Genomic DNA, 21,425 nt, shown 5'->3' with positions numbered 1-21,425 from the left:
ACGTCCCACACGGTGGCGCCCGCCCCGCGGGCCAGCGCCACCGGCGGGGTGCGGTAGTTGCCCATCATCACCGCCGACCAGCGGGCCGACAGCTCCTCCGTGCGGGTCATGCCGGCTCCTCCCCGGTCGTCGGCTGTGCTCCAGGTAGGGCCGGGACCACCATGGTCCCGGTGCCCTCGGTGGTGAACATCTCCAGCAGCAGGGCGTGCGGGGTGCGGCCGTCGACGACGGTGGCCCGCCGCACCCCGCCCTCGACCGCCCGCAGGCAGGCGGCCATCTTCGGGACCATCCCCGAGTCCAGGCCGGGCAGGATGTCGGCGAGCTCGGCGGCGTCGATCTGCTGCACCAGCGAGTCGCGGTCCGGCCAGTCGGCGTAGAGGCCCTCGACGTCGGTGAGGACGACGAGCTTGACCGCGCCGAGCGCGACGGCGACCGCCGCGGCCGCGGTGTCGGCGTTGACGTTGTGCACCACGCCGTCGGCGTCCGGGGCGACGCTGGCGATGACCGGGATGTGCCCGGCGTCCAGCAGCGCCCGCACCGGGGTGGGGTCGACCGCGATCACGTCGCCGACCAGGCCGACGTCGACCTCCTCGCCGTCCACCACCGCGGTGGTGCGCCGCGCGGTGAGCAGGCCGCCGTCCTCGCCGGAGAGGTGCACGGCCATCGGGTCGTGCTGGTTGACCAGCCCCACGATGTCCGGCCCGACCCGGCCGGTGAGCACCATGCGGACCACCTCGACGGTCTCCTCGGTGGTCACCCGCAGGCCCCCGCGGAACTCGCTGGGGATGCCGAGGCGGCCGAGCATCTCGCTGATCTGCGGGCCGCCGCCGTGCACGACGACCGGGAGGATGCCGCAGGTCCGCAGGAACACCATGTCCTCGGCGAACGCCCGCCGGCACTCCTCGTCGACCATCGCGTGGCCGCCGTACTTGACCACCACGACGTTGCCGTGGAACTCCTTGAGCCACGGCAGCGCGCCGGTGAGGACGGCGACCTTGCGGGCGTCGCCCTCCGGGTCGTGGGTGCGCATGACCCGGGTGCTGCCGATCCGCCGGCGGACGGCGGGCACCTCGGGCGGGGTCTCGTCGACCCGCACGTCCGGCGGGCTCGGGTCCTGGGGGGTGCTCACGTGGAGTACGCCGAGTTCTCGTGCACGTAGGCGATCGACAGGTCGTTGGTCCAGATGGTGGCCTGCTCGGTGCCCGCGCCCAGGTCCACGTCGATGGTGACCGCCCGGCCGGTGAGGTCGACGCCCTCCCGCGGGTCGCCGATCGCCCCGCCCCGGCACACGGTGACCCCGTTGATGGTCACGTCGACCCGGCCGGGCTCGAAGGCGGCGTCGGTGGTGCCGATCGCGGCCAGCACCCGGCCCCAGTTCGGGTCGTTGCCGAACAGCGCCGTCTTGAGCAGGTTGTTGCGGGCGCAGGCGCGGCCGGCGGTGAGCGCGTCCTCGACGCTGGCGGCGCCCCGCACGGTGATCGCGATGTCCTTGGTCGAGCCCTCGGCGTCGGACAGCAGCTGCATCGCCAGGTCGGTGCACGCCGCGGTCAGCGCCTCGGCGACCTCCTCGGCGCCCGGCGTCACCCCGGCGGCGCCGTTGGCCAGGACGACCACGGTGTCGTTGGTGGACAGGCAGCCGTCGGAGTCCACCCGCTCGACGCTGACCGCGGTGGCCCGCTCCAGCGCGGCCTGCAGGGTCGCGGCGTCGACCACGGCGTCGGTGGTCAGGACGACGAGCATGGTGGCCAGGCTGGGCGCGAGCATGCCGGCGCCCTTGGCCATGCCGCCGACCGTCCAGCCGTCGCGCGCCACGACGGTGGTCTTCGGGACGCTGTCGGTGGTCATGATCGCCCGGGCGGCGTGCGGCCCGCCGTCCTCGGACAACCCCGCCACCGCCGCCGTGACGCCGGCGGTGAGGCGGTCCATGGGCAGCCGGACGCCGATCAGCCCGGTGGAGCACACGGCGACGTCGACCGCGCCCAGCCCGAGCGCGGCGGCCACGTGCTCGGCGGTCGCGTGGGTGTCCTGGAAGCCCTCGGCGCCGGTACAGGCGTTGGCCCCGCCGGAGTTGAGCACCACGGCCCGCACCCGGCCGGTGGACACCACCTGGCGGGTCCACTGCACCGGCGCGGCCGGGAAGCGGTTGGTGGTGAAGACGGCCGCCGCGGCGTCGTCCGGGCCGTCGTTGACGACCAGCGCGACGTCGGGGGCGCCGGAGCTCTTCAGGCCGGCCGCGACGCCGGCGGCCCGGAAGCCCTGCGGTGCGGTGACGCTCACGGTGCGACCCCGACGAGCGGCAGGCCGATGGTCTCGGGCAGGCCCAGGGCCAGGTTGGCGCACTGGACGGCCGCCCCGCCGGTGCCCTTGGTGAGGTTGTCGACGGCGGCGACGACCACGAGCCGGCCGGCGTCGGGGTCGACGGCGACCTGCAGCGCGACGGTGTTGGCGCCGAGCACTTGTCCCGTCGTGGGCCACTGGCCCTCGGGCAGCAGGTGGACGAACGGCTCGTCGGCGTAGGCCTTCCCGTAGACGGCGCGTGCGGCTTCGCCGTCGACGCCGGGCCGCAGCGGCGCGGAGCAGGTGGCGAGGATGCCCCGGCTCATGGGGACCAGGGTCGGCGTGAAGCTGACGGTGACGTCGCGGCCGGCCGCGCGGGAGAGGTTCTGCACCATCTCGGGCGTGTGCCGGTGCACCCCGCCGACGCCGTAGGCGCTGACCGAGCCCATCACCTCGCTGCCGAGAAGGTGCGGCCTGGCGGCCTTGCCCGCGCCGGAGGTGCCGCTGGCGGCGACCACGACGACGTCGGGTGCGACCAGCCCGGCGGCCAGTGCGGGTGCCAGGGCGAGGGTGACCGACGTCGGGTAGCAGCCGGGGACGGCGATCCGCCGCGCGCCGGCGAGCCGCTCGCGCTGGCCGGGCAGCTCCGGCAGGCCGTAGGGCCACACTCCCGCGTGCTCGGACCCGTACCAGCGCGCCCAGGCCGCGGGGTCCTCGAGCCGGTGGTCGGCGCCGCAGTCGATGACGAGGGTGTCGTCGGGCAGCTGCGCGGCGACGGCGGCCGACTCCCCGTGCGGCAGCGCGAGGACGACGACGTCGTAGCCGGCCAGGTCCGCCGCGCTGCTGGGTAGCACCTCGAGGTCGGCGAAGGGCAGCAGGTGCGGCTGCAGCTCCCCCAGCCGCCGCCCCGCACTCGACCCCGCGTGCACCCCGGTCAGCCGCAGGGCCGGATGCCCGGCCAGCAGCCGGCACACCTCACCCCCGGCGTACCCGGTGGCGCCGGTGACCCCGACCGTCCACGTCCGTTGACCGTTCACGGTGCATGACCATACACGTCCGTGCATGACCGTTCAGGCCCGGGCGGCGGCCGGTCCGCCGGCCAGCGCGCCGGCCGGCCCCCCGGGGGGCAGGGTGGGGGTGCTGTGCCGTCCGCCACTTCCCCGGGGAGACCACGCATGGGCACCACCCGCCGACAGCGCCGCTGGGCCGCCGCGACCGCCACCACCGCGGTCGCCCTCGCCCTCACCACGACCGGCGTGGCCACCGCCGGCCCCCCGGGCGCCGGCGCCGGCCCGGGGGCACCGGGGGCCGGGTACCCGGGGCACCAGCCGCCCCAGCTCCAGCCGGCGGTGCCGGCGGTACCGGCCTCGGACATCGACTGGGAGGTCGCCGACCCGGCCTTCGACCACGACCCGGCCACCGGGGAGCGCGGGGAGCCGTTCACCCCGCTGCTGGACGAGCAGGGCGCCCCCCGCACCCGCGTGCTGACCGGCGTCGACTCCGGCGCGGCCTACCGGATCGAGGTGCCGCTGGCCGGGTGGAACGGCGAGGTGGTCTTCTGGGAGCACGGGTACCGGGGCACCGGTCCGGTCCTCTACGTCAGCGACCCGGCGGGCGACCTCAGGGAGACCTACGTCGACGCCGGGTACGCCTGGGCCGCGTCGTCCTACAGCGCCAACCGCTACGACGTCCCCGCCGGTGCCGTGTCGACCGAGCGGCTGGCGCGGCTGTTCGACGACCTCGTCGCCCCGGCGTCGCGCCGCTACCTGCAGGGGGTGTCGATGGGCGGGCACGTCATCGGCGAGCTGCTCGAGCGCCAGCAGGTGCCCTGGAGCGGCGCGGCGCCCATGTGCGGCGTGATGGGCGACGTCGAGCAGTTCGACATCCGGCTGGACTACAACCTGGTGGCCCAGGCGCTGGCCGAGGTCGACGGGTTCCCCATCCCCGAGGACTACGTCGACGCGGTCATCCCGCTGATCAAGGAGCGTCTCGGCCTGCCGGACGAGCCGGTCGGCGACAACCCCCCGCTCACCGAGCGGGGCGAGGTGCTGCGCGACGTGGTCATCGACCTCACCGGCGGGCCGCGGCCGGGCGACGAGGCGGCCTTCACGTACTGGGAGGGCCTGGACTTCCAGCTGGCCCGCTTCGCCGACGACCCGACGGGCTCGCTCTCCGGCGTCACGCCGGGCTGGCTCGCCGAGAACGTCGGCACCCGCTACCCGACGAGCTACACCTTCCCGGACGGCACGACGCTCAACGAGGCCGTGGAACGGGTGGCCGCGGCACCGGGGGCCCGGCGCACCGGGCCGGACGCGTACGTCCCCGACCTGACGGCGGCCTTCGAGGTCCCCGTGCTGTCCGTGCACACCCTCGGTGACCTGTTCGTGCCCTTCGAGCACCAGCAGGTCTACGCCGCCGAGGCCGCCGACCTCGGCACCGGGGACCTGCTGGTGCAGCGCACCGTCCGGAGCGCGGGGCACTGCGAGTTCACCCCGGAGGAGTACGCCACCACCTTCACCGACCTCGTGCGCTGGGTGGAGTCCCGGGAGGCCGGGAGTGCGGAGCTGCGGCCGGCCGGCGAGGACGTGCTGAGCCCCAGCGCCGTCGCCGACCCCGCCTTCGGCTGCCGGTTCACCACCCCGGTCGAGACGGTGCCCGAGGAGGAGATCGGGACGCGCCGGCTGTACGACCCGTGCCCGGCGGGCACGGCACCGCCCGCATGACCGGCCGGCCGGCCGGTCAGTCCGCGACCCGCACGACCAGCAGCGCGACGTCGTCCTCCGAGCCGGCGGCCAGGCGGTCCAGCAGGGCGTCGCACAGCCGGTCCGGTGCCAGCCCGCCCAGCTCCCCGGCGACCGCCCGCAGCCGGGCGCTGCCGGCGTCCAGGTCCTGGTCGCGGCGCTCGACCAGGCCGTCGGTGTAGAGGACGACGGTCGCCCCGGGGGCCAGGGTGACCTCGTGGTCGGTCCGGGCCCGGTCGGGTGCCACGCCCAGCAGGAGCTCCGGCACGCGGGCGAGGAACTCCGCCGTGCCGTCGGGGTGCACGAGCAGCGGCGGCGGGTGCCCGGCGTTGGACCAGCGCAGCCGGACCGCCCGGGGCCGCGGGTCGTCCGGGGCGGCCGAGGCCTGGCACAGCACCGCGGTGGCCAGGGTGTCGATGTCCAGCCGGCGCAGGGCGCGGTCGAGGGCGGCCAGCACCCGGGCGGGTCCGCCGTCCACGGTGACGCTGACGCCGCGCAGCACGTTGCGGACCTGCGCCATGGCCACCGCCGCCGCCCGGTCGTGGCCGGCCACGTCGCCGACGACCAGGGTGGTGCACCCGTCGGCGCCGGGGAACGCGTCGTACCAGTCCCCGCCGACCCGCGCGGCGCGGGCGGCCGGCCGGTAGCGCGCGGCGAGCTGCAGCAGCGGCGAGGACGGCAGCGGGGTCAGCAGGCTGTGCTGCAGCGCCTCGCCGAGCCGGCGCACCTCCCGCGTCGCCTCCTGCTCGGCCGCCTGGGCGCGCAGCCGGTCCAGCGCCTGGGCGGTCAGCGCGGCGAGCGCCTGGAGCAGCGCGCGGTCGGCCGTGCGCCACGGGTGCCGGCCGGTGAACACCACGCCGAGGGAGCCGGTCGTCCGGCCGTGGGAGGTGAGCGGCACCACGCCCGCACCCTCGGCGCGGGCCCGGACGTAGCTGTCGCGGGCCCCGGGGAAGCGGGCGAGGGCCTCGTCCCGGTCGGCCAGGAAGACCGCCTCCCCGGTCGTGGCGACCCGGACGACGGGCAGCGGGGCGTCGGCGGGGAGCTCGGCGACCTCGGCGCGCAGGCCCTCGTCGAAGAAGCCGGTCGCCAGCGTGCGCACCCGCGCCGCCCCCGGCTCGGCCAGGCACAGCACCGCACCCGCGGCGCCGAGCACCGAGGCGCCGTCGCCGGAGACCACGCCGAGCACGTCCTCCTCGGACCGGGCGTCGGCCAGCCGCTGGGCCACCGCGATGAGCGCACCGAGCCGCCCGGCGTCCACCACCGCGGCCCGCTCCAGGGTGACGTCGCGGAAGTACCAGGCCCAGCCGATGTAGTCGCCGCGCGCGTCGCGGAGCGCGGCCCCGTAGCGGTCCAGCACCCGGCCGTCGCGCAGCAGCAGCTCGTCGCGGGCCGCGCCGGAGGCGGTGCCGTACAGCTCGTGCACCCGGACGAGGAAGGCGTCCGGGTCGACCAGCTTGTCCAGCACCGACGCCAGGGCCGCCTCGTCGGAGCCGGACGCCACGACCTCGGCCGGGATGGGCCAGATCTCGGCGAACCTCCGGTTGGAGGTGACGATCCGGCCGTCGGCGGACACCACGACCATGCCGTCCAGGCCGCCCTCCACGGCGGCCCGGAGCAGCGCCAGCTCCGTCCGGTCGGGGACCGCCGGTCCCGGCTGGTCGTCCATCGCCTCCACGCCCCCGGGCCGGCGCGTGCCGCGCGCCCCGCCGGTCTGTCGCGCGCAATCTACGCGTGTCCGGCCGGGACGCCCCGGCGGTGACGTCCGGCACGGACGGGCGTGCGCCGGGCGGCCCGCGGGCATGACGGGGCCCGTGAGCCCGTACGACCGGATCGTCATCGTCTTCAACCCGCACAGCACCGGCGACGCGCCGCGTGCCGCGGAGGAGCTGCACGCCGAGCTCACCCGGCGGCTGCCTGCCGTGCCGGTCGAGCTGCGCCCCACCCGGTACGCGGGGCACGCCCGCGACCTGGCGCGGGAGGCCGCCGCCACCGGGCGCCCGCTGCTGGTCTCGGTGAGCGGCGACGGCGGCTACAACGAGCTGGTCGACGGCGTCGTGCAGGCCGGGGAGACCGGGGCCGTGTGCGCGGTGCACGCGGCCGGCAACGCCAACGACCACCGCCGGACGACGCGCGAGCGGCCGCTGGCCGACGCGGTCGTGGCCGGCGACGTCCGGCGGATCGACCTGCTCCGGCTGACCGTCGGCAGCGGGGACACCGCGCGCACCCGGTACGCGCACTCCTACATCGGCGTGGGCCTCACCCCCGTCGTCGCGGTCGACCTGGAGCAGGGCGGCAAGGGGTCGTGGCGGGAGATCGTCACCACGGTGCGGTCCTTCGCCCGCTTCCGGCCGTTCCCGATCCGGCTGGAGGACGGCCGCCGGCGCACCGTCGACAGCCTGGTGTTCGCCAACATCGACCGGATGGCCAAGTACGCCACGCTCAGCGAGGGCGGCCGCCCCGACGACGGCCGGTTCGAGGTGGTCACCCAGCAGCGCAGCGGCCGGCTCCGGGTGCTGGGCACGCTGCTCCGGGCGGTGACCCGCGGCCTCGGCCCGCAGCCGAGCACCACCCACTACGGGTTCACGCCGCTGAGCCCCATGCCGCTGCAGCTGGACGGCGAGCTGGTCGAGCTGGAACCCGGCACCCCGGTGGCCGTCGACATCGCCCCGCGGGCACTGGCCACGGTGTTCTGACGGGCCCGGTCAGCCCAGCGGGTCGCCGTCACCGTGGGGCCGCAGGCGCAGCTGCCGGGCGTCGCCGTCAGGGGTGGTGGCCCGCAGCACGGCGGGGTCGTCGGCACCGGCGCGCAGGAACCGGCCCGACCAGTGGTCGAGCTCCCCGGCGGCGATCGCGGCGACCAGCTCCACGACCAGCTCCGGCGGCGTCCAGTCGGTGTGGCCGCGCCACATCGGCATGGCCCGGGTCATCGGGGTGTCCACGACGCCCGGGGCGACGTCGAAGGCCCGCACGTCCAGGCCCTCCAGCGCCCCGGCGAGGGCCTCGGTCAGCCGGACGAGGCCGGTCTTGGCCACCGAGTAGGCCGAGTACTCCGGGCGGGCGCGCAGGCCCATCCCGCTGGCCAGGGAGACCACCCGGCCGCGGTTGCGCAGCACCATCCACGGCACGACGGCGCGGCTGAGCAGGAAGGCGCCGCGGACGTGGCTCTCCACCACCGACCACCACTGGTCGGGGTCGGCCTCCCACAGCGGCTCCTCGGCGGCGTCGATCAGGCCGGCGTTGTTGACCAGCAGGTCGACCGGGCCCAGCTCCTCGCGCACCCGGGTGACGGCCTCCTCGACCGCGGCCCGGTCGGTGACGTCGGCCGGCACGGCCAGCGTGCGCGCGCCGGTGGCCGCAGCGACCTCCTGCACGGCGGCCGCCAGCCGCTCGCCGTTCCGGGCGAGGCCGGCCACCGCGGCGCCGCGCTCGGCCAGCCCCTGCACCAGGTGCCGCCCGATGCCGCTCGAGGCACCGGTGACCAGCGCGACGGAACCCGACAGGTCAGCCACGGAGCTCGGCCCCCCTCGCCTGCCGGACGTGGGCGACCACCCGCTGCCGCAGCTCGGCGGCCTCCTCGCCGGACAGCGTCCGGTCCGGGGCGCGCAGGGTCAGCGAGTACGCCAGCGACCGGCGGCCCTCGCCGGCCTGCGGTCCGGTGTAGACGTCGAACAGCCGCACCGACTCCAGCAGGTCGCCGCCGGCCTCGCGGATCGACGCCTCGACGTCCGCGGCCGGCACGTCCTCCGCGAGGACGAAGGCGAGGTCGACGAAGACCGGCGGGAAGGCCGACAGGCGCGGCCCGACCGGTACGGCCGTGGGCGGCAGCGCGTCGACGTCCAGCTCCATCGCCGCGGTGCGCGCCGGCAGGTCCAGCGCGGCGCACACCCGCGGGTGCAGCTCGCCGGCGTGCCCCACGACGCGCCCGCCGGCGACCATCTCGGCGCAGCGGCCCGGGTGCCACGGCGCCCGCACCCCCGCCCGCACGGTGAGCTCCACCCCGGCGGCCTCGGCCACCCGGCGGGCGGCCTGCACGGCGTCGGCCCAGCCGGCCGGGCGGCCCGGGCCCCACCAGCCGCGCGGCTCGCGGTGCCCGGCCAGCGCGACGGCGACGTGCCACGGCTGCTCCGGCACCGCGCCGAGCAGCGCGGCCAGGGTCGCGTCGTCCGGCCGCCGGTCGACGCCGGGCAGCGGCGCCGGCGGGCGCTCCCCGCCCGGGAAGACCGCGCCGTGCTCGAACAGCGCGACGTCGCGCAGCCCGCGGGAGAGGTTGCGGGCCAGCGCGGCGAGCAGGCCGGGCAGCAGCGTGGTGCGCAGCGCCGGCTCCTCCTCCGACAGCGGGTTGCGCACCAGCACGACCTGCCGGCGCGGGTCGTCGCCGGGCAGGCCGAGCGCGTCGAGGGCCGCCGTCCCGACGAACGGGAACGACGGCGCCTCCACGTGGCCGGCCTCGGCCAGCGCCCGGCCGACGGCGCGCCGCCGGCGCTGCCGGTCGGTCAGGCCGCGGCCGGGCGGGGCGGTGGGCAGCACGGAGGGGACGTCGTCGTAGCCGGCGAGGCGGACGACCTCCTCGACCAGGTCGGCGGGGTCGGTGAGGTCCGGGCGCCACGACGGCGGGGTGACCCGGAGCGGGCCGTCGCCGTCGACCGCGCAGCCGACCGCGCCCAGCAGCGCGGTGACCTGCCCGGCGGGGTAGGGGACGCCGGCGACGCGGCCGGGCAGCGCGGGGTCCAGCGCGATGGCCGGCCGCGGACCGCGGGTGTCGACGTCGACCAGCGCGCCGACGACGCGGGCGCCGCCGTACTCGGCCAGCAGCGCGGCGGCGCGGGCCAGCGCCGCCGTCGTCATCTCCGGGTCGACGCCGCGCTCGAAGCGCTTGGCCGCCTCGCTGGGCAGCCGGTGCCGGCGGGCGGTGCGGGCCACGCCGGTCGGCTCCCAGTGCGCGGCCTCCAGCAGCACCGCCGACGTCCCGGCGCCGATCTCGGTCGATGCCCCGCCCATGACCGCGGCCAGCCCGATCGGCCCGGAGTCGTCGGTGATCAGCAGGTCGTCCGAGGCCAGCGCGCGGTCCACGCCGTCCAGCGTGGTCAGCCGCTCCCCCTCCCGGGCCCGGCGGACGACGATCGGCCCGCGCACCCGGTCGCGGTCGAAGGCGTGCATCGGCTGGCCGAGCTCGAGCATCACGTAGTTGGTGACGTCGACGGCCAGCGAGATGCTGCGGACGCCGGACTGGGCCAGCCGCCGGCGCATCCACCAGGGGCTGGGTGCGGTGGGGTCCAGGCCCTCCAGCGCGACCATCGAGAACCGGTCGCAGCGGCCGGCGTCCTCCACGGCGACCGGCCAGGCCGGCTCCCCCGACCCGGCCGGGGCGGCCAGGTCGCCCGGGTCGCGCCACGGCACGCCCAGGCCGGTGCCCATCTCGCGGGCGATGCCGCGCAGGGACAGGCAGTAGCCACGGTCGGGGGTGACCGCCAGCTCGACGACCACGTCGTCCAGGCCCACCACCGGCCCGGCGGGGGTGCCGGGGGCCGGGGCGCCGTCCCCGAGCACCAGGATGCCGGCGTGGTCCTCGCCGACGCCGAGCTCGCGGGCCGAGCAGATCATCCCGTCGGAGACGTGGTCGTAGGTCCGCCGCGCGGCGATGGCGAAGCCGCCGGGCAGCACCGCGCCGGGCAGCGCGACCACCACGGCGTCCCCCACGGCGAAGTTCTGCGCGCCGCAGACGATGCCCCGCGGCTCCGGCTCACCGACGTCGACCTGCGTGTACCGGATGGGCTTCTTGAAGCCGGTCAGCTCCTCGATGCCCAGCACCCGACCGACGACGAGCGGGCCGGTGACCTCCGCCGGGCGGTGCACCTCCTCGACCTCCAGGCCCAGGCGCACGAAGGCGGCGTCGAGGTCCTCGACGGTCGTGCCGGCGGGGACGTCGACGTGCTCGGCCAGCCAGCCGATGGGGACCCGCATCTACAGCTCCACTCCGAAGGCCGTCGTGAACCGGACGTCGCCCTCGACCATGTCGCGCATGTCGGCGACCGCGGAGCGGAACTGCACCGCGCGCTCGATGCCCATGCCGAAGGCGAAGCCGGAGAACTCCGCCGGGTCGACGCCGCAGGCCACCAGCACCCGGGGGTTGACCATGCCGCAGCCGCCCCACTCGACCCAACGCGGGCCGTCGCGGTGCTCGGGGAACCACACGTCGAACTCCGCCGACGGCTCGGTGAAGGGGAAGTACGACGGCCGCCAGCGGGTGACGGCGTCGGCGCCGAACAGCTGCCGGGCCAGGTGGTCCAGGGTGCCCCGCAGGTGGGCCATGGTCAGCCCGCGGTCGACGGCCAGGCCCTCGACCTGGTGGAAGACCGGGGTGTGCGTCGCGTCGAGCTCGTCGGTGCGGTAGGTCCGGCCCGGCGCGACGACGTAGACCGGCGGCGTGCGGGACAGCAGGGTGCGCGCCTGCACCGGGCTGGTGTGCGTGCGCAGCACCAGGCCGGAGTCCTCGGGCGCCACGAAGAAGGTGTCCATCATCGTGCGCGCCGGGTGGTCGCGGCCGATGTTGAGCGCGTCGAAGTTCAGCCACTCCGCCTCGAGCTCCGGGCCCTCGGCGACCTCGTAGCCCATCCCGACGAAGACGTCCCCGATCCGCTCCATGAGCGTGGTGATCGGGTGCCGCGCGCCGCGGGGCGTGCGGTCCCACGGCAGGGTGACGTCGACCCGCTCCTCGGCCAGCACCCGGGCGTCCCGCTCGGCCGCCAGCTCCGCCCGGCGGGCCTCGAAGGCCTCGGTGACCGCGACCCGGGCGGCGTTGACCCGCTTGCCTGCGTCGGCCCGGGCGGCCGGGGGCAGCGCGCCGAGCTCCCGGCGGGCCAGCAGCACCGGCGCGCGGTCGCCGAGGTGGGCCGGGCGGACGGCGGCCAGCGCCTCCAGGTCACCGGCCCCCGCGACCGCGCGCCGCGCCGCGGCGACGGCCGCGTCGAGGGCCTCAGGGGCCAGGGCGGCGACCTGCTTGGGGTCGTAGGGGTCGTTGGCGCCGGACACGGGAGGCCATTCTGCCCGGGGGCCCGGCGTGGCCGCCGCCGGGTTTCGGCCGCCCGCCGGACCGCGCCGCTCCCCCCGGACGGAGGAGGCGGGGCGGACCACCGCTCAACGTGCCCCGGGAGCGTCCGATGCGTTGCGCGTGACCCTTCCTCCCTCCGCTCCCGCGACGACGATCGACGACGTCCTGCGCGACGGGACGGTGCGCAGCGTCTTCCAGCCCATCGTCGAGCTCGACACCGGCCGGGTGGTCGCCTACGAGGCCCTGGCCCGCGGGCCGCAGGGTCCCCTCGAGCGCCCCGACCAGCTGTTCCCCGCCGCCCGCAGCGCCGGCCGCCTGGCCGAGCTGGACGCCGCCTGCCGGACCGCCGCGCTCACCGGGGCGTACCGGGCCGGCCTGCAGGCGCCGCTACGCTGTTCGTCAACGTCGAGCCCGAGGTGCTCGACTGCGCACCGATGGACGACCTGCTGGCCATCGCGCAGACCGCGCCGGGCGGGCTGCGGGTGGTCCTGGAGATCACCGAGCGCGCGCTGGCCACCCGGCCGGCGGAGCTGCTGCGGACCGTCGAGCGGGTGCGGGCCGTCGGCTGGGGCGTGGCGGTGGACGACGTAGGCGCCGAGGCGATGTCGCTGGCGTTCATGCCGCTGCTGCGCCCCGACGTCATCAAGCTGGACCTGCGGCTGGTGCAGGAGCGCCCGGGCCCGGTGATCGCCGAGATCATGAACGCGGTCAACGCGCACGCCGAGCGCACCGGCGCGGTGGTGCTGGCCGAGGGCATCGAGGACGAGGCCCACCTGGCCACCGCCCGCGCGCTGGGGGCGACCCTGGGCCAGGGCTGGTTCTTCGGCCGCCCGGCCGCCGACCCGGTCGAGGGCGCGGTCACCGGCGCCCTGGTGCTGCCCTCGCAGCTCCCGCAGACCCTCGACCGGGACGCCGACGTCTCCCCCTTCTCCTGCCTACCGATCGACGTCCCGGTGCGCCAGGCCCCCAAGGCCCTGCTCATCGAGCTGTCCAAGCAGCTAGAGCGCGAGGCGCTGCGGCTGGGACGCACGTCGGTGGTGGCCGCCACCTTCCAGGAGGCCCGGCACTTCACCCCGGCGACGACGCTCCGCTACCGCGACCTGGTGGAGCGCACCGGCTTCGTCTGCGCCATCGGCGAGGACCTGCCGGTGGAGCCCCTGCCCGGCCTGCGCGGCGCGACCCTGCGCGCGGACGACCCGGTGCGCGGCGAGTGGGACGTCACCGTGCTCGGCCCGCACTTCTCCGCCGCGCTGCTCGCCCGCGACCTGGGCGACGACGGCCCGGACGCGCAGCGCCGGTTCGCCTACGCGCTGACCTACGACCGCGACACCGTCATCCGGGCGACCGTGGCGCTGCTGGCCCGGGTCACCCCGCGCGTGGACGAGCGGCACGCCGCCCCGTCGCGGCCGGACGGCTCCGTCCCGCCGGCCGACGTGGTCGTGCCGGCGGCCGAGCGCTTCGACGCCGGCGTGCTGCTCGCCGCGACCGGCGACACGCTGGTGCACGGCGCGCTGGCGTCGACCCCCACCGGTGTCACGATCGTCGACGTCCGGCGGCCCGACCAGCCGCTGGTCTACGTCAACCCGGCCTTCGAGCGGCTCGCCGGGCTGCCCCGGTCCGAGCTGCTGGGCCGCAACTGCCGCTTCATGCAGACCCCGGACACCGACCCGACGGCGATCGCCGCCGTCCGCCGTGCCCTGGACGCCGGCGAGGAGTGCCGGGTCACCATGCTCAACTACCGCGGCCCGGAGCACTCGACGTGGTGGAACGAGCTGCACCTGGCGCCGGTCGTCGGGTCCGACGGGACGGTGACCCACTACATCGGCACCCAGGTCGACGTCACCGCCCGCGTGGAGGCCGAGCGGGCCCTGGTGCAGGAGCGCGACCGCACCCGCACCTACCTGGCCCGCATCGAGGAGCTGGCCTACACCGACTCGCTCACCGGCCTGCCCAACCGGCGCCGGCTGGCCGAGCAGGTCGACACCGCGATCTGGAACGCGCGGGCCCACGACGAGGCGGTGGCCCTGCTGTTCGTCGACCTGGTGGGCTTCAAGGCCGTCAACGACCGGTTCGGCCACGCGGTCGGCGACGAGCTGCTGGTCGCGGTCGCCGAGCGGCTGCGCAGCCGGCTGCGGCGCGGCGACCTGCTGGCCCGCCTCGGCGGCGACGAGTTCCTGGTCGCCCTCACCGGCCTGCCCGAGGCGACCGCGGGGGCCGAGGCGCGCCGCATCGCCGGCGAGCTGGCCGCGGTGGTGGCCACCCCGGTCCCGCTGCGCGGGCAGGAGTGCACCGTGCGGGCGAGCATCGGCGTCAGTGTGTGGCCGGAGGACGGCGCGGACTTCCCCGCGCTGCTGCACTCGGCCGACATGCGGATGTACGCGACGCGGACCGCCCCGGCCCGCTGAGGGAGGACCCCGTCCTCCTACTGGGCGAGCTGGGTGGTGTAGAGGCAGATCGCCGCGGCCGCGGCCAGGTTGAGGCTCTCGGCGCGCCCCCGCATGGGGATGCGCACGCGGGCGTCGGCCAGCGCGGCGAGGTCTGCGGGCAGGCCGCGGGCCTCGTTGCCGAACAGCCACACCACCGGCCCGGCCAGCGCGCCGCCCAGCTCGTCCAGCGCGGCCTCTCCCCCGCCGTCGGCGGCCAGCACCGTGGCGCCGGCGGCCCGCAGCCGGGGCAGCAGCGCGGGCAGCGGCGCGGCACGGACGACGTCGACGTGGAACAGGCTGCCGGCGCTGGAGCGCACCGCCTTGCCGCCGTAGGGGTCCGCGGAGCCGGCGCCGAACACCACCGCGCCCGCGCCGCAGGCGTCCGCGGTGCGCAGCACGGTGCCCGCGTTGCCCGGGTCGGCCAGCCCGGCCAGCGCCACGGCCAGCCGCGGCGGCGTGCGCACCAGGACGTCGGCGGGCACGTCGCGCAGCGCGCACACGGCGACCAGGCCCTGCGGGGTGACCGTCTCCGAGAGGCTCGCGGCCGCCCGCTCGGTGACCGTGCGGACCGGGACGGCGGCGCCGGCCAGCAGGTCGCGGTGCGCCGCGGCGGCGGCCTCGGTGGCGAACACCTCCCGGACCCCGGCCGGGTCGGCCAGCGCCTCGGCGACGGCCTGGCGCCCCTCGGCGAGGAACAGCCCGGCGGCGTCCCGTCCGGCGCGGCGGGTCAGCCTGCGGGCGGCCGCGACCCGGGCCGAGCGCTCGGTCAGCGGCTCGGTCATCGCTCGTCGCCCTCCTCCGGCGCCGGGCGGGGTCCGCGCACGGGACGACGCCGCCGGCGCCGACCCGGGGAGGCCGGACGCCGACGGCGTCGTCACCGTGCTGGGACGGTCCTGCCTCAGGCGGCCTGCTCGCCGCCGGCCGGGGCGGCGGCCACGGCGGCGCGGGAGGTCTCGACCAGCGCGGCGAAGGCGGCCGGCTCGTTGACGGCCAGCTCGGCCAGCACGCGGCGGTCCAGCTCGATGCCGGCCAGCTTGAGGCCCTGCATGAACCGGTTGTAGGTCATGTCGTTCTGCCGCGCCGCGGCGTTGATGCGGGTGATCCACAGCTTGCGGAAGTCACCCTTGCGCACCTTGCGGTCGCGGTACTGGTAGGTCGCCGAGTGGAGGATCTGCTCCTTGGCCTTGCGGTAGAGCCGGGACCGCTGGCCCCGGTAGCCGCTGGCGGCCTCCAGCGTCGTCCGACGCTTCTTCTGGGCGTTGACCGCCCTCTTCACGCGTGCCACGGATGGGCTCCTTCTCGTCTAGGGGGCGCTCAGAGCCCGAGCAGCTTCTTGAGGTTGCGGGTGTCGGCCGGGGAGATGACCTGGTCGGAGTCCAGCCGGCGCTTGCGACGCGAGGACTTGTGCTCGAACTTGTGCTGGTTGTTGGCCTGCTCGCGCATGAGCTTGCCGCTGCCCGTGACCCGCACGCGCTTGGCCGTCCCCTTGTGGGTCTTCTGCTTCGGCATGTCCTCGTCCTCGTCGGTCGTGTGTGTCCGTGCCGCACGGCGGCCCGGGGGCCGGCGCGCGTCACCGGTCCGTGTGGTGGTGCGGTGCTGCGGGCGGACCGCTCAGGCCTGCGGGCCCTGGTTCTCCGCGGCCCGCTCGGCCTTCGCCTGGCGGCGGGCGCCGTCGGTGGCGGCCTGGTTCCGGTGCGGGGCGATCACCATGACCATGTTCCGGCCGTCCTGCTTCGGGTTGGACTCGACCACCCCGAGCTCGGAGACGTCGGTGGCCAGCCGCTGGAGCAGCCGGTAGCCCATCTCCGGCCGGGACTGCTCGCGGCCGCGGAACATCACGGTGATCTTGACCTTGTCGCCGCCCCGCAGGAAGCGCTCGACGTGGCCCTTCTTGGTCTCGTAGTCGTGCGGGTCGATCTTCAGGCGCAGCCGCATCTCCTTGATGACGGTGAGCGCCTGGTTCCGCCGGGCCTCGCGGGCCTTCTGGGCGGACTCGTACTTGAACTTGCCGTAGTCCATGAGCTTCGCGACCGGCGGCCGGGCCATGGGGGCGACCTCGACGAGGTCGAGTTCGGAGTCCTGGGCCAGGCGCAACGCCTCGCCGATCGGCACGATGCCGACCTGCTCGCCCTCGGGACCGACCAGGCGGACCTCGGGGACGCGGATACGGTCGTTGATGCGGGGCTCGGTGATGGCCTCTCCTCTGCTGCTGCATGGGGAGGGCCCGCTGGGTGCCACCGGACGCCGACGTGCGGAGGGCCCCGCGAGCGGCTGCTCGCGGGGCCCACTCGCCGGGGTGCACGGGCCGGGGCTCGTGCACGGCGCGGCCCCGGCCGGGGGCCGGGGCCGCGATCCGGGGACCTGGACGCCTCGACGGCGCCAGGTGGGAGCGGGCTCCTCTTGGTCGAGCGGCCCGGGGCGGGGCCGCTCAGTGGTTCGCGCGCCTCGTGTAGCGGGGAGGCATGCTGATGCTACAGCGTCCCCGGCGGGGCGGTCATTCCCCCTGGTGACGTGATGGAACGGCCCCCGTCCAGGGGCCCACCCTGAGCCTGCGGAGGGTGGGGAGGACGGGGGTCCTTCGTCAGTCGTCGTAGAGCAGCGGCGGGCGCGGTGGGGGCGGCGGCTCGGCCGCGCGGGCCGCGGCCAGCAGCGCCCGCAGCCCCTCGACGGCCTCGACGGCGCGGTCGCCGTCGGCGCCCTGGATCGCCAGCACGGCGAACTCGTCGTCGTTGGTCAGCAGCAGCGTCGCCCAGCGGAAGCGCCGGTCGAAGCGGACGGCCTGCACCGCCGTCCACGGCAGGGCCCGATCCCCGGCCAGGTTGCGCACCCGGATGCCGGTGGCGTCGGCGTCCACCCGCGGGCGGCCGAGGGCCAGCAGGCCGGCGCCCAGCACCAGCCCGAGGCCGACGAGGGCGACCTGGTCGGCAGTGGTGAAGCGGGCGACACCGGTGGCGTTGTCCTGCAGCGTCACGCCGACGTAGGTCAGGACGCCGGCGACGACCAGCGCGGCCGCCGCGCACAGCAGCCGCCACCGGCGGGGGACGGCGGAGACGGCGGGCGGGGCGGCGGGCGGCACGGACCGATCCTCCCAGGCCGGGGACGGGCCGGGACGCACCGCGGCACCGGGCACCATGGTCCTGCACCGTCGACGAGGGGGAAGCCGTGACCGACGTCCCGACCGGGGCCCCGCCGGGGTCCGGGCCACCGCCGCCCCTGGCCGGGTACACCGTCGCGGTGACCGCGGAGCGGCGGGCCGGGGAGCTGGTCACGCTGCTGGCCCGCCGGGGCGCGCGGGTGGTGCACGCGCCGGCCATCCGCGTCGTGCCGCTGGCCGACGACGCCGAGCTGGTCGCCGCGACGCGGGAGGTGCTGGCCCGGCCGGTGGACGTGGCGGTGGCGACCACCGGCGTCGGCTTCCGCGGGTGGCTGGCCGCCGCCGGGGCGTGGGACCTGCCGCTGGTCGACCACCTGCGCGGGGCGCGGGTGCTCGCCCGCGGCCCCAAGGCGCGCGGGGCCATCCGCGGCGGCGGGCTGGTGGACGCCTGGTCGCCGGCCTCGGAGTCCTCCGCGGAGGTGCTCGAGCACCTGCTGTCCGGCGCGGAGGGCCCGCTGGAGGGGCGGCGGATCGCCGTCCAGCTGCACGGGGACCCGTTGGCCGACGTCGTCGCGGCGCTGCGGGCGGCCGGTGCCGAGGTGGTGACCGTGCCGGTGTACCGCTGGGTGCCGCCCGAGGACGTCGCACCGCTGCGCCGGCTGGTCGACTCCGTGGTCGCCGGCGAGGTCGACGCGGTCACCTTCACCAGCGCGCCGGCGGCGGCCAGCCTGCTGTCGACGGCCGGGGAGGCGGGCCGGCACGCCGAGCTGGTCGCGGCACTCCGGGACGGCGTGCTGCCGGTGGCGGTGGGCCCGGTGACCGCCGCCCCGCTGGCCGCCGCGGGCGTCGACGCGGTGCAGCCCGAGCGGGCCCGGCTGGGTGCCCTGGCCCGCGAGGTGGTCGCCCGGCTGCCCGGGCGGGACCCGGTGCTGCGGGTGGGCGGGCGGGAGCTGCAGGTCCGCGGGCACGCCGCCGTGCTCGACGGGCGCCTGGTGGAGCCGGCACCCGGTCCGATGGCGCTGCTGCGGGCGCTGGCCGCCCGCCCGGGGGTCGTCGTGGCCGGGCCCGCCGCCGAGGCGGCCGTGACCGGGCTGCGGGCCGCGCTCGGCCCCGGCCTGGTGGAGACGGTGGCCGGGGGTGGCGCCCGCCTGGCGGTCTGATCCCTCCCCCGGCTGACCATGGGGTCGATGCCGGCGACACGCGATGGCTCGCCGCGGACAGCGGCGACAACCCCGTGATCACGGCTGGCTCAGCGGGCCGGAGGGCTCGGCTCCCCGATCCCGGGCGCCAGTCGTCGTCCCCCCGCCTGCCACCGGGCAGACGCCGTGGTCCGTCGTGGCCACCGGTGCCGACCCCGCGGGGTGAGCCGCCGGCCACCGGCGTGCGCAGGGGCCCGGCCAGCGGAGAGGATCGTCGCCGTGACCGTGACCGAGGACCCCGCCGCTGCCGGCCGCGCCCTGCTGGAGGCCGGCGCCGCGGTCGCGGGGACCATGAGCCGCAGCGCCGCGGCGGTGGTCTACCCCGGCCCGGCTCCGGCCGCGGTGCAGCTGCCCGATCGGCTGGCCCGCTGCCTGCGCGCGGCGGCCGACGAGGCGGCGCAGGTCGGCGTCCCCCGCGAGCGGGCCCGCGCCGGGGCGGTGCTGGCGTTCGCCGTCGAGCACGGGGTCGCGCTGGCCCGTGGCGGGCGCCCGGTCCGCGACGACGGCTTCTTCGCCGCGCGGGCCGGCGGCCGCTCGGCCGCGGACACCGTGGCCGAGGCCGTGGTGTCGGCGGCCCGCGGGTCGCACGAGGAGCGGCGGGTGCGGCACCTGGGCTACCTGCTGGCCGAGGTCGCCTGGTCGCCCGACCTGGACGCCGCCGTGGTCGAGCGGGCGCTGGCCCTGGCCACCGGGCTCACCTGGCGGCAGCTGGTGCTGCTGGCCGGCGTCGGCCGCCGCGACCGCGCCCCGCTGCCGATGACCCCGCTGGCCGACGACCCGCGCGGCTGGGCGGCGTGGGGCGCCCGCGAGGACGTCGCGGACCTGCAGCAGACGGGGCTGCTGGACCCGCCGCCGGCCCGGCCGCGGCCGGGGGGTGCCGCGCTGCCCCGGCTGCGCCCGGCCGACCTGCGGCTGACCCGCCGCGGCGTGCTGGTGCACCGGCTGCTGGCGCTGGGCTTCGTGCGGGACGACGACGTCGCGGCCGCGCTGGCCGATCTGGGACCCCCTCGAACCTGAACCCGGCCGCGACGGTGGCGCGGGGACACGGCCGGCCGCGGGCTACTGCGCTGCTGACCGCCGCGCGACCAGCACGGTGTCCGGGACCGGGTTGCCCGTCCGCGCCGTGGCCTCCGGGTCACGCTCCCGGGTCTCGGTGACGACGCCCTCCCACTCCGCCGGGTCCAGCACCGCTGCGACGTCCTCCGCGCGGTGGAGGACGTCCGGGTCGTGGGCGTGCTGGTGTCCGTGCTCCCACGCCGCGCCGTGCTGGTGGCCGACCACCAGCAGGGTGCCGCCCGGCGCGACGGCGGCCGCCAGCCGCCGGAACACGCCCGCGCGGTCCGACCAGCTCGCGTGCAGGTAGTGCGCCGTCACCAGGTCGAAGCGCCCCGCGGGAGGCGCCCACCGGTCCAGGTCGGCGTGCACCCACTCGACCCGGTCCGCCAGGCCCCGTGCGCGTGCACCCGCCGCCGCCCGCTCGAGCGCCACCCGGGAGAAGTCCACCGCCGTCACCCGCCAGCCGCGCTCGGCCAGCCACAGGGCGTCGCCCCCCTCGCCGCAGCCGGCGTCCAGCGCCCTGCCGGGCGGGAGCCCGTCCGCCTCGTCCACGAGCTGCCGGTTGGCGCGGCCGCTCCACACCGCGGACGTGGACCGGTACAGCCGGTCGTAGGACTCGCGGTCGGTGGCCCTCATGCCGCCGCGCTCCGCTGCTCCGCCACCGCACGGGCGTTGTCCTCGGTGACCAGGTCGGCGTTGAGCATCGCGCCCGCGCGCAGGCCCTGGGCCGCGGCGACGATCACCTGAGCGCTCAGGTCCCCGGCGTTGCCCGCCACCCAGACACCGGGCACCTCGGTGCGGCCGGTCGGGTCGGCGGGCAGGTAGCTGCCCATCACCCAGCCGTGCACCTCCTGCGCCACCGGGGTCGCGCCCAGGTCCGCCAGCAGCTCGGCGTTGGCGACGAACCGGGGCGCGACGACCACCGCGTCCCGCTCGACCAGCACGCCGTCCGCCATCCGGACGTCGGCGCCGCCCTCGAGCCCGGCCACCTCCCCGCGGACGACCCGCACCCCCCGCGCCTCGAACTGCTCCAGCTCCTCGTCGGTGGGCCCGAGCCCGCTGTGCACGAACAGCACGACGTCGTCGGTCCACTGGCGCCACAGGAGCGCGGCATGGGCGCCCAGGGCGCCGGTGCTCACGATGCCGACCGCCCGGTCGCGGACCTCCCACCCGTGGCAGTAGGGGCAGTGCAGCACCGTGCTCCCCCACCGCTCGGCGACACCGGGCAGGTCCGGCAGGTCGTCGGTCAGGCCCGAGGCCAGCAGCACCCGCCGAGCCCGCACGCCCCCGCCGTCCTCCAGGTCCAGGGCGAACCCGTCGTCCTCACGGCGGACCGCGGTGACCCGTCCGGTCACGACCGTGCCCCCGTAGCTCTCCACCTCGCTCCGTCCGGTCGCGTAGAGCTCCGCCGGAGGGGTGCCCTCGCGGCCCAGGTAGTTGTGCACGTGCCCGGCCGGTGCGTTGCGGGGCTCGCCCGTGTCCACCACCAGCACGCTGCGCCGGGCGCGGGCCAGGGTGAGCGCTCCGCTCAGGCCCGCCGCGCCGCCGCCGATGACCACCACGTCGTACCGCTCGTCCATGCCG

The 21,425-nt window shown here is 77.2% G+C and carries 19 protein-coding genes and 1 pseudogene; 6 read left to right on the top strand and 14 right to left on the bottom strand.

The features are described 5' to 3' along the window. Positions 1 to 106: 106 nt before the first annotated feature. From argB to argC, 3 genes are read right to left on the bottom strand one after another with little or no spacing between them, the layout of a single operon-like run. Positions 107 to 1,129 (bottom strand): acetylglutamate kinase, encoded by a 1,023-nt coding sequence (argB, locus tag CHB98_RS11430; RefSeq protein WP_218822327.1) that lies wholly within the window; start codon positions 1,127 to 1,129, stop codon positions 107 to 109. Continuing rightward, positions 1,126 to 2,277, bottom strand: coding sequence for a bifunctional glutamate N-acetyltransferase/amino-acid acetyltransferase ArgJ (gene argJ, locus CHB98_RS11425; protein ID WP_089305675.1), 1,152 nt, complete (start codon positions 2,275 to 2,277; stop codon positions 1,126 to 1,128). The genes argB and argJ overlap by 4 nt, the downstream gene beginning before the upstream one ends. Beyond that, on the bottom strand, positions 2,274 to 3,314 hold the full coding sequence (gene argC / locus CHB98_RS11420) for an N-acetyl-gamma-glutamyl-phosphate reductase (protein WP_218822326.1): 1,041 nt from the start codon (positions 3,312 to 3,314) through the stop codon (positions 2,274 to 2,276). The genes argJ and argC overlap by 4 nt, the downstream gene beginning before the upstream one ends. Positions 3,315 to 3,452: 138 nt before the next feature. On the opposite strand from argC, the gene CHB98_RS11415 reads away from it, so the two are divergent. Then, complete coding sequence (locus tag CHB98_RS11415) at positions 3,453 to 5,000, top strand: esterase (protein WP_179224418.1); 1,548 nt, start codon at positions 3,453 to 3,455, stop codon at positions 4,998 to 5,000. Positions 5,001 to 5,016: 16 nt separating this feature from the next. On the opposite strand, the gene CHB98_RS11410 is transcribed toward CHB98_RS11415, so the two are convergent. Further along, complete coding sequence (locus CHB98_RS11410) at positions 5,017 to 6,684, bottom strand: SpoIIE family protein phosphatase (protein ID WP_143425072.1); 1,668 nt, start codon at positions 6,682 to 6,684, stop codon at positions 5,017 to 5,019. Positions 6,685 to 6,829: 145 nt separating this feature from the next. On the opposite strand from CHB98_RS11410, the gene CHB98_RS11405 reads away from it, so the two are divergent. Continuing rightward, positions 6,830 to 7,711, top strand: a complete 882-nt coding sequence (locus CHB98_RS11405) for a diacylglycerol/lipid kinase family protein (protein ID WP_218822325.1) — start codon at positions 6,830 to 6,832, stop codon at positions 7,709 to 7,711. Positions 7,712 to 7,720: 9 nt separating this feature from the next. Here the strand turns inward: CHB98_RS11405 and CHB98_RS11400 are convergent, their stop codons facing one another. From CHB98_RS11400 to pheS, 3 genes are read right to left on the bottom strand one after another with little or no spacing between them, the layout of a single operon-like run. After that, positions 7,721 to 8,527 (bottom strand): SDR family NAD(P)-dependent oxidoreductase, encoded by an 807-nt coding sequence (locus CHB98_RS11400; RefSeq protein ID WP_089305671.1) that lies wholly within the window; start codon positions 8,525 to 8,527, stop codon positions 7,721 to 7,723. Then, positions 8,520 to 10,979 carry a phenylalanine--tRNA ligase subunit beta gene (gene pheT / locus CHB98_RS11395; protein ID WP_089305670.1) on the bottom strand — a complete coding sequence of 820 codons (2,460 nt, stop codon included), beginning with the start codon at positions 10,977 to 10,979 and terminating at the stop codon, positions 8,520 to 8,522. Before pheT ends, CHB98_RS11400 begins: the two co-directional genes overlap by 8 nt. Further along, on the bottom strand, positions 10,980 to 12,047 hold the full coding sequence (gene pheS, locus CHB98_RS11390) for a phenylalanine--tRNA ligase subunit alpha (RefSeq protein ID WP_089305669.1): 1,068 nt from the start codon (positions 12,045 to 12,047) through the stop codon (positions 10,980 to 10,982). 28 nt (positions 12,048 to 12,075) lie between these two features. Between pheS and CHB98_RS22890 the strand changes: the two are divergent. Together CHB98_RS22890 and CHB98_RS11385 are read left to right on the top strand one after the other, a co-directional pair. Continuing rightward, positions 12,076 to 12,363, top strand: a pseudogene (locus tag CHB98_RS22890) (hypothetical protein); the annotation flags it as partial. Between the two features lie 137 nt (positions 12,364 to 12,500). Further along, a complete protein-coding gene (locus CHB98_RS11385) occupies positions 12,501 to 14,471 on the top strand; it encodes a diguanylate cyclase domain-containing protein (RefSeq protein WP_281251857.1) in 1,971 nt (656 codons plus the stop codon). Between the two features lie 17 nt (positions 14,472 to 14,488). On the opposite strand, the gene CHB98_RS11380 is transcribed toward CHB98_RS11385, so the two are convergent. The 5 genes from CHB98_RS11380 to CHB98_RS11360 form a co-directional block, all read right to left on the bottom strand. Beyond that, positions 14,489 to 15,274, bottom strand: coding sequence for a TrmH family RNA methyltransferase (locus CHB98_RS11380; protein ID WP_089305668.1), 786 nt, complete (start codon positions 15,272 to 15,274; stop codon positions 14,489 to 14,491). 116 nt (positions 15,275 to 15,390) lie between these two features. Continuing rightward, positions 15,391 to 15,777: a 50S ribosomal protein L20 gene (gene rplT, locus CHB98_RS11375; protein ID WP_089305667.1), complete on the bottom strand. Its 387-nt coding sequence runs from the start codon at positions 15,775 to 15,777 to the stop codon at positions 15,391 to 15,393. 29 nt (positions 15,778 to 15,806) lie between these two features. Beyond that, positions 15,807 to 16,001, bottom strand: coding sequence for a 50S ribosomal protein L35 (rpmI, locus tag CHB98_RS11370; RefSeq protein WP_089305666.1), 195 nt, complete (start codon positions 15,999 to 16,001; stop codon positions 15,807 to 15,809). Between the two features lie 102 nt (positions 16,002 to 16,103). Continuing rightward, positions 16,104 to 16,730 carry a translation initiation factor IF-3 gene (gene infC / locus CHB98_RS11365; RefSeq protein ID WP_179224416.1) on the bottom strand — a complete coding sequence of 209 codons (627 nt, stop codon included), beginning with the start codon at positions 16,728 to 16,730 and terminating at the stop codon, positions 16,104 to 16,106. Between the two features lie 343 nt (positions 16,731 to 17,073). After that, entirely contained in the window at positions 17,074 to 17,568 is a 495-nt protein-coding gene (locus CHB98_RS11360) for a PH domain-containing protein (protein ID WP_089305665.1), read from the bottom strand. Positions 17,569 to 17,654: 86 nt separating this feature from the next. Between CHB98_RS11360 and CHB98_RS11355 the strand changes: the two genes are divergently transcribed. Together CHB98_RS11355 and CHB98_RS11350 are read left to right on the top strand one after the other, a co-directional pair. Further along, positions 17,655 to 18,746, top strand: coding sequence for a uroporphyrinogen-III synthase (locus CHB98_RS11355; protein ID WP_089305664.1), 1,092 nt, complete (start codon positions 17,655 to 17,657; stop codon positions 18,744 to 18,746). Between the two features lie 258 nt (positions 18,747 to 19,004). Beyond that, on the top strand, positions 19,005 to 19,802 hold the full coding sequence (locus tag CHB98_RS11350; RefSeq protein WP_089305663.1) for a hypothetical protein: 798 nt from the start codon (positions 19,005 to 19,007) through the stop codon (positions 19,800 to 19,802). Positions 19,803 to 19,844: 42 nt separating this feature from the next. Here CHB98_RS11350 and CHB98_RS21625 read toward each other — a convergent pair whose 3' ends face one another. Both CHB98_RS21625 and CHB98_RS21620 read right to left on the bottom strand, forming a co-directional pair. Beyond that, complete coding sequence (locus CHB98_RS21625; RefSeq protein WP_179224414.1) at positions 19,845 to 20,477, bottom strand: class I SAM-dependent methyltransferase; 633 nt, start codon at positions 20,475 to 20,477, stop codon at positions 19,845 to 19,847. Beyond that, a complete protein-coding gene (locus tag CHB98_RS21620) occupies positions 20,474 to 21,421 on the bottom strand; it encodes an NAD(P)/FAD-dependent oxidoreductase (protein WP_179224412.1) in 948 nt (315 codons plus the stop codon). Before CHB98_RS21620 ends, CHB98_RS21625 begins: the two co-directional genes overlap by 4 nt. Positions 21,422 to 21,425: the final 4 nt, after the last annotated feature.

The organism is Geodermatophilus pulveris (assembly GCF_900188375.1).
GTDB lineage: Bacteria > Actinomycetota > Actinomycetes > Mycobacteriales > Geodermatophilaceae > Geodermatophilus > Geodermatophilus pulveris.
Note: the sequence above shows the minus strand (reverse complement) of the source record. Positions and strands in the feature narration are given on the sequence as shown.

Excerpts from the sequence above, each read along its gene's own strand:
- CHB98_RS11385 (WP_281251857.1), top strand. The coding sequence starts at position 12,501 with ATGGACGACCTGCTGGCCATCGCGCAGACCGCGCCGGGCGGGCTGCGG.
- CHB98_RS21620 (WP_179224412.1), bottom strand. The coding sequence starts at position 21,421 with ATGGACGAGCGGTACGACGTGGTGGTCATCGGCGGCGGCGCGGCGGGC.
- rpmI (WP_089305666.1), bottom strand. The coding sequence starts at position 16,001 with ATGCCGAAGCAGAAGACCCACAAGGGGACGGCCAAGCGCGTGCGGGTC.
- CHB98_RS11415 (WP_179224418.1), top strand. The coding sequence starts at position 3,453 with ATGGGCACCACCCGCCGACAGCGCCGCTGGGCCGCCGCGACCGCCACC.
- CHB98_RS11410 (WP_143425072.1), bottom strand. The coding sequence starts at position 6,684 with ATGGACGACCAGCCGGGACCGGCGGTCCCCGACCGGACGGAGCTGGCG.
- CHB98_RS11380 (WP_089305668.1), bottom strand. The coding sequence starts at position 15,274 with ATGACCGAGCCGCTGACCGAGCGCTCGGCCCGGGTCGCGGCCGCCCGC.
- CHB98_RS21625 (WP_179224414.1), bottom strand. The coding sequence starts at position 20,477 with ATGAGGGCCACCGACCGCGAGTCCTACGACCGGCTGTACCGGTCCACG.
- pheT (WP_089305670.1), bottom strand. The coding sequence starts at position 10,979 with ATGCGGGTCCCCATCGGCTGGCTGGCCGAGCACGTCGACGTCCCCGCC.